The sequence below is a fragment of the Kitasatospora sp. NPDC056446 genome (assembly GCF_042796115.1).
Taxonomy (GTDB): domain Bacteria; phylum Actinomycetota; class Actinomycetes; order Streptomycetales; family Streptomycetaceae; genus Kitasatospora.
The window spans coordinates 23,476-32,728 of record NZ_JBHTRF010000082.1 but is presented as its reverse complement, the minus strand read 5'-3'; the positions used below and the strand labels follow the sequence as shown (position 1 = coordinate 32,728).

Here is a 9,253-nt window from a genome sequence, read left to right as displayed (position 1 = left end):
GCCCCCGGGGCCCGCGGGGGCCCCCGGGCCCCCCGGGCGGGGGCCCCCCGGGCCTGCGGGGGGGGGCCCCCCCGGGGGGGGGGCCGGCCCCCTCCCGGAGCGTTCGCGGGGACTACTCCTTGCGCAGCATCGCGTCGACCACCCGGGCGGCGGCCTTGCCGTCGTCCAGGTCGCAGTACGCCGACCGGAACGCGGCGGCCCGCTCCGCGTACTCGGCCGCGACCTCGTCCGTCCGGCCGAGCGCGGAGACCAGCTCCTCGGAGGTGGCCAGCAGCGGGCCGGGCGCCTCCGCCTCGAAGTCCAGGCTGAAGCCGCGCAGGTTGTCCCGGTAGTGCTCCAGGTCGTGGGTGAAGAACATGACCGGCTTGCCCGTCGACGCGAAGTCGAACACGCTCGACGAGTAGTCGGTGACCAGCACGTCGGCGATCAGCAGCAGCTCCGCCATGTCGGGGTAGCTGCCGACGTCCCAGATGTAGCCGTTGCCGGCGCCCGGGATCTGGCCGCACATCACGTTGTGCCGGCGCACCAGCAGGACCTGGTCGTCGCCGAGCGCGGCCTTGGCCGCCGCCAGGTCGATCCGCAGGTCGATCTGGTAGCCGCCCTGCGGCCGGCGCCGGTCCTCGCGCCAGGTCGGCGCGTAGAGCACGACCTTCTTGCCCTCGGGCAGGCCGAGCCGCTCCCGGACCTGCTCGGCGGTCTTCTCCCGGTCGGCCGCGAACAGCAGGTCGTTGCGCGGCGAACCGCTCTCCAGGATCTCGCCCTTGAAGTCGAAGGCGCGCCGCAGCACCGGGGCCGACCAGGTGCTGCCGGCGACCAGCAGGCTCCAGTTCGGGACCTCCCGGGCCAGGCCCTTGAGGTAGTTGGAGTCGGTGAACCAGACCTTCTCGAAGTCGAAGCCGACCTGCTTCAGCGGGCTGCCCTGCCAGGTCTGCACGACCACCTGGCCGGGGCGGCGGACGAAGAAGTCGGGCAGGTGGGTGCTGGTGACGATGTACTTGGCGGTGGCCAGCGCCTCGAACCACTCCGGGCTCCACAGCCGGACCGAGGCCGCGCTCTGCGGCAGCTCGACCTGCATGTCGTCGCTGCCCCACAGGTGCTCCAGGGCCAGGCCGCGACGGACCAGCTCCTCGTGCACCGCGCGCGGCGAGTCGGCGTACATGCTGCCGTTGCCGGCGTTGTACAGCACCGTGTCCCGCACCGGCAGCCGGCGCGCGGCCGGGTAGTCGACGCTGCGGAGCTGGCGCTGGCGGTAGCCGGACCGCTCCTCGGGCAGCAGCGCCGCGTGCGACTCCAGTGACAGGCCGTCGTGGTAGCGGCGCTCCAGCACGATGCGCTTCCCGCGGGACTCCACCTCCAGCGGCAGCGCGTCGAAGCAGCCCGGGGCGACCTGCGCCTTGGTGTCGGACAGGGCCTCGCCCGAGGCGCCGACCTGGCGGAAGAAGACGTCCCAGGTGCCCTTGGCGAACGGCACCCGGCCGGCGAACGTGGCGGTCGGCACGGCGGGCAGCGCGGTGCGGAACCGGCCGTCCGAGATCTCCACCGGGTAGACGTGCTCCTCCTCGCGCCAGTGGTGGCGGACCACCAGCTCCCAGCGGTGCGCGCCGGACAGCGGGAACGAGCCGCTGAGCAGGAAGCCGTCGGCGCCGCGCGAGGACACCTCGTCCACCAGCGGCTGCAGCACCTGGTCGGAGAACTGGAGGTAGCCGCCGGGGGAGGGCTTGGAGTAGAGCGCCCGGCGCAGCCCGGCCGGCGCGTCCGGGTTCAGCGGCAGGTGCAACTGCTCGGGCGCGTTGCGCTCGTCCCAGGCCAGCGTGACCTCGCTGCCGTCGGCCAGCACCAGGGCGGTGTCCCAGCGGTCGCGGCCGCGCTCGGCGGCCAGCGGGTCCAGCTCGGCCCAGGCCTCGCGGACGGCGGTCAGCTCGGCGACCGCGAACGAGGAGGTGAAGGGCTGCAGCGAGCCGACCGGCGCGCCCAGCTCCAGCGGGACGGTCACCTCGCGGTCCGACTCGATGTGGGTGAGCCGCAGCACGGCCCCGGCGAAGCTCGGGCCGGACCGGGCCGCGCCCGAGACCTCCACCCGGCCGGCGTGCGCGGCCAGGCCGGTCACCCGGGCCTTGACCGTCTCCACCCGCAGGTAGACGAAGTTGTCCCGGACCCACGGCACGATCCGCACGTCCGGCTCGACCCAGTGCGCCGGGATGTACTGCGCGGAGTCGCTCCAGCCGGCCGAGATCCGGCCCTTGTACACCCCGCCCTTGCCCGCGCCGGCGACCAGGAAGCGCCAGTGCCCGTCCTTCCACTGGCCGCGGTGCTTGAGCTTCTTCGGGTCGACGGAGACGGTGAAGCCCGACCAGTCGCAGCTGTACAGGTCGTGGTTGCAGCTCGCCGTGGCCTCGGGGCTGTACGTGGTCTTCATCGGCACCGCGATCACCCGGCGCCCCTTGGTCTCGCGCAGCACCAGCGTGCGGACCATGTCGTGCTTGTTGGCCGCGCCCAGCTGCTCCGGGTACGCGTGCCCGGACAGCCGGAGCTTCCCGCCGACCCAGGCGCTCTCGTACAGCCGGCTGCGCATGACCAGCGAGTTGTCGAGCTTCAGCACGCCGGACGGCACGCTCTTGCGCCCGCCGCGCAGGAACGGGTAGTCGGCGTACGGGCGCAGCAGGCCGCGGGCCTGGACGCCGCCGCCGCTCTCGCCCTCGTACTTGATCTGCTCGACCAGCTCGTCCACCCGGCCCGCCAGGGTCAGGTGGTACTTCAGCCGCAGCGGCGCGCGCAGCTTGCGGACCTGCTCGGGGCCGATCGCCCGGAGCAGCCGGCTGACGCTCTGCAGGTAGGCCTCCCGGTACTCCTTGTCGCCGTCCACGACGGACCAGAAGAACATCGGGATCTCCTCGACGAGGGTGTTCTCGTCGTAGGAGCGCAGGTACTGCGCGAAGCGCGGCTCGGTCTGCTTCTTCAGCCAGCCGCGGACCAGCTCGACCGAGGCGACGCGGTCGACCAGGCCCTTGGGGTTGGTGCGCATCTGCGTGATCGACATCTCGCCGACCTCGCGCTCGCGCCAGTGGTAGATCGGCTCGGAGAGCACGTCCACGCTCTTGGCCAGGTAGTGGTGCGGCACGCTGACCGGCGCGTCCTCGTAGAGGATGCCCTCGGGGTACAGGATGTCGGCCGCGTCGAAGAAGGAGCGGCGGTACACCTTGTTCCACGCGGTGCGGTCGGTGACCAGCGCCGGGACCTCGGTGATGTGGGTCTTGAGCCGGGTCTCCTTGAACGGCTTCACGTGGCCGCCGGACTGGTAGTAGCCGACGGCGCGGAAGCGCAGCACGTTGCCGGTGCAGAAGTCCGAGCCGGTCTCGTCCAGCGTGTTGATCATCAGCTCGTACGCACTCGGCGGCATCGAGTCGTCGCTGTCCACGAAGCACAGGAACTCGGCGTCCGGGTCGATGTGCCGGATGCCGGTGTTGCGGGCCGCGCCGAGGCCCTTGTTCACCTGGCGGACCAGCCGGAAGCGGGAGTCCTTGGCCGCGTACGCCTCGGCGAGCGCCGCGCTGTCGTCCTTCGAACCGTCGTCGACCATGACGCACTCGAAGTCCGTGAAGGTCTGGGCGGCGATCGAGTCGAGGCACTCGACGAGATAACGCTCGACGTTGTAGATCGGAACGACGATGGAGAGGCGGGGAGCCATCGGCTACGCAGGCCTTTCTGGGGAAGGAGCGTGGCAGCCCGGTGGGGCCAGACCGCACTTTGATCGGTGCGTACGTGCGTCCCGATCCTACCTAAGGCCCGGGGCCGTTCCCGGGGGCCACTACGCTGGGGCGGTGCCCCGCTTCAGCGTCATCGTCCCCGTGTACCAGGTTCAGGACTACCTCACCGAGTGCCTCGACTCGGTGCTCCGACAGGTCGGCCCGGACCTGGAACTGATCGCGGTGGACGACCGTTCCCCCGACGGCTGCGGCGCGATGCTGGACGACGCGGCCGCCGCCGACCCCCGGATCCGGGTGCTGCACCTGCCGGAGAACGTCGGCCTCGGCCGCGCCCGCAACGCCGGCCTGGAGGTCGCCACCGGCGACTACGTGGTCTTCCTCGACAGTGACGACACCCTCACCCCCGGCCTGCTCGACGACGTCGACACCCGGCTCGCCGCCACCGGCGACCCGGACGTCCTGGTCTACGACTACGCCCGCACCTACGCCGACGGCCGGACCACCCGGGCCGCCTCCGCCCACGTCTTCGGCGCCGCCTCCCCGGACGTCTTCGACCTCGACGCCCGCCCCGACCTGCTCGACCTGCTCCAGGTCGTCTGGAACAAGGCCTACCGCCGCGGCTTCCTCACCGAGCAGCGGCTGGTCTTCCCGGCCGGCTACTACGAGGACACCCCCTGGACGTACCCGGCGCTGCTCGCCGCCGCCCGGATCACCCTGCTCGACCGGGTCGGCGTGCACTACCGCCAGCGCCAGGAGGGCGGCAACATCCTGGCCACCGCCAGCCGCAAGCACTTCGACGTCTTCGCCCAGTACGACCTGGTCTTCGCCTTCCTCGACCGCCGCCCCGACCTGGACCGCTGGCGCCCGGTCGTCTACGGCCGGATGCTGCACCACCTCAACACCGTGGTCTCCAAGCCCGGCCGGGTCCCGCCCGGCGACCGCCGCGAGTACTTCCGCCGCGCCGCCGACCACTGCGCCCGGCTGCGCCCGGCCGGCTACCGGCCCCCGGCCGGCGTCGACGGCGTGCGCACCGAACTGCTCAGCCACGGCCGCTACGGCGCCTACCAGGCCGTCCGGGCCCTCGCCAAGGCCCGCCGGCTCGTCCGGAGGTAGCGGCCGTCGGCCCGTCAGCGGACCTCCCGGGACCGGGGATCCGCCCCGCGCCTGACGGCCATTCGGGGGACGGACCGGTATAACCGGTCGGGTGGACTTCCTGACCCGCCTCCCGGTCATCGGCCCGCTCGTCTCCCGGGTGCTGCGCAGCCGCCCCTACCGGGTGTACGAGTACTTCACCGCCGCCCGCGGCAACCGGCTGGCCGGTGCCGTCACCTTCTTCGGCTTCCTGGCCCTCTTCCCGCTGCTCACCGTGGGCCTGGCGATCGCCGTCGCGACGCTCAGCGACAGCCAGGTGCACGACCTCCAGACCCGCATCTCCGACCAGCTGCCGGGCATCTCGGACGCGCTCAACCTGCCGTCCCTGGTGTCCAGCGCGGGCACCGTCGGACTCGTCGGCGGGGCACTGCTGCTGGTCTCCGGCCTCGGCTGGGTGGACACCATGCGCACCTCGATCCGGGACGTGTGGCAACTGCCCGACGAGGACGCCAACCCGGTGCTGCGCAAGGCCTGGGACGTCGCCGTGCTGGGCGGCCTCGGCCTGGTGTCGCTGTTCTCGCTGGCCGCCTCCGCCGCCGGGACCACCCTGGCCGGGCGGATCGCCGGTGCGATCGGCCTCGGCAGCGGCTACCTGCTGACCGGGGTCGGCGTGCTGATCGCCATAGCGTGCGACACCCTGCTGTTCGCCTACCTGCTGGCGCCGTTCCCCGGGATCACCGGCCAGCGCCGCCGGAGCCTCCTGCAGGGCGCGCTGATCGGCGCGGTCGGCTTCGAACTGCTGAAGGCCCTGCTCGCCTCCTACCTCGGCTCGGTCGCCGGGCGGAGCCTCTACGGGGCCTTCGCCACACCGGTGGCCCTGCTGCTGTGGATCAACTTCGTCTGCCGGCTGCTGATGTACTGCGTGGCCTGGACGGCCACGGCCGACCCGGCCGCCGCCCGGGAACGGACCAGGGCGCACGGCCGGGCACTGCTGGAGGCCGCCGACAAGGCCGAGGCGGCGGAGCGGGAGACGGTGGTCGAGAAGAGCTCGGAGCACAAGGCCGCCGAGGACGGCGGGGCCCGGCCCCAGGGCTGAGGCCGGGCCCGCCCGTACGGCGGCGGATCAGCCCGCCGGACGGCGACGCCACAGCACCAGCGCGCCGTACCCGGCCCCCGCCCCCGCCAGGACGACGGCCGACCAGCCGAGCAGGCCGAGCCCGTCACCCCCGGCGGAGGGTGCCGCGGCGGGCTTGGCGGCTCCCGCCGAAGGGTGCGGCGGCGGCGCGGGAGTGCCCGTCGCCGCGCCGGCCTGACCGGTCGGCTCGGCGCCGCCCGGCGGCAGCTCGTCGACCAGCCGGCCCACCGGCTGGACCTTGCCGGCCGCGGCGAAGCCCCAGTCCAGCAGGGCGGCCGTCTCGTCGTACACCTTCTGGTAGCTCGCCGGGTGCATCACCGTCACCAGCAGGGTCCGCCCGTCGCGCTCGGCGGCGCCCACGAAGGTCGAGCCCGCGTTCGTGGTGGTGCCGTTCTTCACCCCGATCAGGCCCGGGTACTTGCCGAGCAGCCGGTCGGTGTTGGCGATCCCGAAGCTGCCGCGCTGACCGGTGTTCTTGTCGACGGCCCCCGGGAACATCGCGTCCCGGGTGGCGCAGTACATCCGGAAGTCCGCGTTGCGCAGACCGGCCCGGGCGAACAGCGACAGGTCGTACGCCGAGGAGACCTGGCCGTCCATGTCGTAGCCGTCCGGGGAGATCACCCTGGTGTCCCTCGCCTGCAGCGCCTCGGCGCGCGTCTGCATCTCGGCGACGGTCTGCGGGATCCCGCCGTTCATGTGCGACAGGACGTGCACGGCGTCATTGCCCGAGCTCAGGAACACCCCGCGCCACAGGTCCTCGACCCGGTAGTCCAGGTTCTCCTTGATGCCGACCAGGCTGCTGCCGGCGCCGATCCCGGTGATCTCCTCGTCGGCGACCCGGTGCACCGCGTTGCGGTCGAACTTGGGCAGCACGGTGTCCGCGAAGAGGATCTTCAGGGTGCTGGCCGGAGGCAGCTTGAGGTGCGGGTTGTAGGACGCCAGCACCTCTCCCGACGTGGCGTCGGAGACTATCCAGGACTGGCCGGTGAGGTCGGTCGGCAGCGCCGGGGCACCCGCCAGCGGGGCGACCTGCACCCCGGGGGTCCCCAGCCGCTCACCGCCGACCGCGGCCGGCGGGGGCTGCTGCGGGGTCGCGAACGCCACCGGGGCGGCGAGCAGGACCGGAAGGGACGCGGTGACCGCGGCGCACAGGCGCGCGAACGTGTGACGGGGTGTGGACACCAGCAGACCGTACCCATTCCGGGCCCCGGGCGTCCGCCGCGCCGGTCCCGTCCTCCGCAGGAGGGGCCCGCCGTACGCCGATCGGCGGCCCGCGCATACTGGGGACGCACACCGTCTTCACACCCCCGCCGAGGACCACCCATGAAGCTGAGCCGCCGCACCTCCTGGTTCCTGACCGCCTTCGGAGTCTGGTCGGTCATCATCTGGACCACCTTCGTCAAGAACCTGTGGAAGGACTCCGGCGGCCAGGCCTTCACCAACGGCGACCACTCCCAGCCCACCGCCTTCTTCTGGATCCACCTCCTCCTCGCCGTCACCTCCTTCGCCCTCGGCATCGCCGTCGGCGCCATCGGCCTCCGCGGCCTGCGCGCCACCCGCCGCACCCCGGTGGCCGACTGAAATCCCCTTGGCCGCTGTCAGTCCCTGCTGGGAAGATCCACACCGCTTCGATGTGAGGCGATTCGGTCGACCACAGGGGGACATCCATGACACTCCGGCATGCCCGCAGACTCGGCGGGGCCACCGCGGCGGCGATCGCGGCCGGCCTGCTCACCACACCGACGGCGGCCGTGGCCGATACGGGGCCGGCCGTCCTCGGCACCGCCCAGGGAGCCACGTACCAGACCGCCGCCTGCGACTCGACCGCCGACCCGACCTGGATCGGGTTGTCCGTGAACGGCCCGACGCTCAGCGCCAAGGTCACCGGGGAGGCCGTCAAGTTCGGCGTCTGGGACGTGACCACGGGTGCCGAGGACCCGGTGTTCACCGGCCAGGCCCAGACGTACGGCCAGCCGTCCGCCGGGCTCACCGTCCCCGGACTGGTGGACGGACACAGCTACGCGTGGCACGCCTGGGCGCTGCAGGGGACCCAGACCTCCGCCCAGTCAGCGGACTGCCACTTCACGGTGGACACCACGAGCCCGACCGTCACGGTCTCCTCGACCGACTTCCCGACGAGCGGCACCGCCACCAAGTACGCGGGCCAGAAGGGGACCTTCGTCCTCAAGGGCGCCGACCCGGTCCCCGCGGGCGGCGAGGCCTCCGGTGTCGCCTGCTTCCAGTACGGCTGGACCTACGCCGGGAGCGACTGCAACTCGCCGGGGGCGGTCGAGCCGGATGCCGACGGTGCCGCGAAGATCGACCTCAAGGCTCTGGGCTGGGGCACCAACAACCTCGTCGTCAACGTGATCGACAATGCGGGCAACGTCGGCCGGACGACCTACACCTTCTACGCGCCGTCGAACCCCAACCCGCCGAAGACCCTCGGCGACGTGGACGGGGACGGTGTCGCGGACATCCTGCTGCCGGACGCCCAGGGCAACCTGCAGTTCGTCGCCGTCAACGCTCCCGACGCCACGCCGGCCACCACGATCGCGGCCAACCGGTCTCCGCGCGACGGCAGCTGGGCGCAGCTGCAGGTGGCCCACCGTGGCTGGTCCAAGTCCCACGCGCCGTCTTCGGACGACATCTTCGTCCACAAGCCGGGCGACGGGTACCTGTACCTGTACCGGAACTTCGACTACGGCTCGTTCACCCAGGGCTGGTCGGGCGCGAGGCGCTCGACCCGCTGTGTGGACGACGCGGGGGCGGCCGCGTCCTGCCCCGCCGACTACGCGAGCGACTGGTCCAAGGCCGACCAGGTCGTCGCGTTCGGCCCGGTGACCGACGCCACCTCCCCGTCGCTGCTGACGCTGGAGAACGGCGACCTGTGGCTGCACGCCGGCGGCGAGTTCACCTTCGGCCTCCAGAAGGTCCGCAAGCTCACCACCTCCGGCACCTGGAGCGGCTACGACCTGGTCGCCCCCGGCCCGGACGCGGCCGGCAACCTCGCCCTCTGGGCCCGTGACCGGGCCACCGGCGAGCTGCACGCCTACCCGATCCCGAAGAAGGCCGACGGGACCTTCGACTTCTCCGCCCTCGCCGACCCGAAGGCGGACGTCGTCGCGAGCGGCTTCACCGTGGCCGCGTACCCGACCCTCGGCAGCTCGGGCGACGCGGACGGCGACGGAAAGCCGGACCTGTGGGCCGTCACGGCCGACCGGCACCTGGTGATGTACAGCGGCTGGACCGACGCCGACGACCTCGGCCCGCTGAACTGATCCGACAACGGTGAAGGCCCCGTCCGACCGGACGGGGCCTT

General features: G+C 72.5%; 6 protein-coding genes. 4 read left to right on the top strand and 2 right to left on the bottom strand.

Annotated elements, in window-relative coordinates:
* Positions 1-112: 112 nt before the first annotated feature.
* Positions 113-3,685, bottom strand: a complete 3,573-nt coding sequence (locus ACFQ6N_RS33805; protein WP_380657492.1) for a CDP-glycerol glycerophosphotransferase family protein — start codon at positions 3,683-3,685, stop codon at positions 113-115.
* 133 nt (positions 3,686-3,818) lie between these two features.
* On the opposite strand from ACFQ6N_RS33805, the gene ACFQ6N_RS33800 reads away from it, so the two are divergent.
* The gene (locus ACFQ6N_RS33800; protein WP_380657490.1) at positions 3,819-4,817 is read left to right on the top strand and encodes a glycosyltransferase family 2 protein; all 999 of its coding nucleotides are present in this window, start codon (positions 3,819-3,821) and stop codon (positions 4,815-4,817) included.
* Between the two features lie 91 nt (positions 4,818-4,908).
* Positions 4,909-5,892, top strand: coding sequence for a YihY/virulence factor BrkB family protein (locus ACFQ6N_RS33795; protein WP_380657489.1), 984 nt, complete (start codon positions 4,909-4,911; stop codon positions 5,890-5,892).
* 27 nt (positions 5,893-5,919) lie between these two features.
* Here the strand turns inward: ACFQ6N_RS33795 and ACFQ6N_RS33790 are convergent, their stop codons facing one another.
* On the bottom strand, positions 5,920-7,113 hold the full coding sequence (locus tag ACFQ6N_RS33790) for a D-alanyl-D-alanine carboxypeptidase family protein (protein WP_380657488.1): 1,194 nt from the start codon (positions 7,111-7,113) through the stop codon (positions 5,920-5,922).
* A 141-nt stretch (positions 7,114-7,254) separates the two neighbouring features.
* On the opposite strand from ACFQ6N_RS33790, the gene ACFQ6N_RS33785 reads away from it, so the two are divergent.
* Both ACFQ6N_RS33785 and ACFQ6N_RS33780 read left to right on the top strand, forming a co-directional pair.
* Positions 7,255-7,512 carry an SCO4848 family membrane protein gene (locus ACFQ6N_RS33785; RefSeq protein ID WP_380657487.1) on the top strand — a complete coding sequence of 86 codons (258 nt, stop codon included), beginning with the start codon at positions 7,255-7,257 and terminating at the stop codon, positions 7,510-7,512.
* An 86-nt stretch (positions 7,513-7,598) separates the two neighbouring features.
* On the top strand, positions 7,599-9,212 hold the full coding sequence (locus ACFQ6N_RS33780) for a hypothetical protein (protein WP_380657486.1): 1,614 nt from the start codon (positions 7,599-7,601) through the stop codon (positions 9,210-9,212).
* Positions 9,213-9,253: the final 41 nt, after the last annotated feature.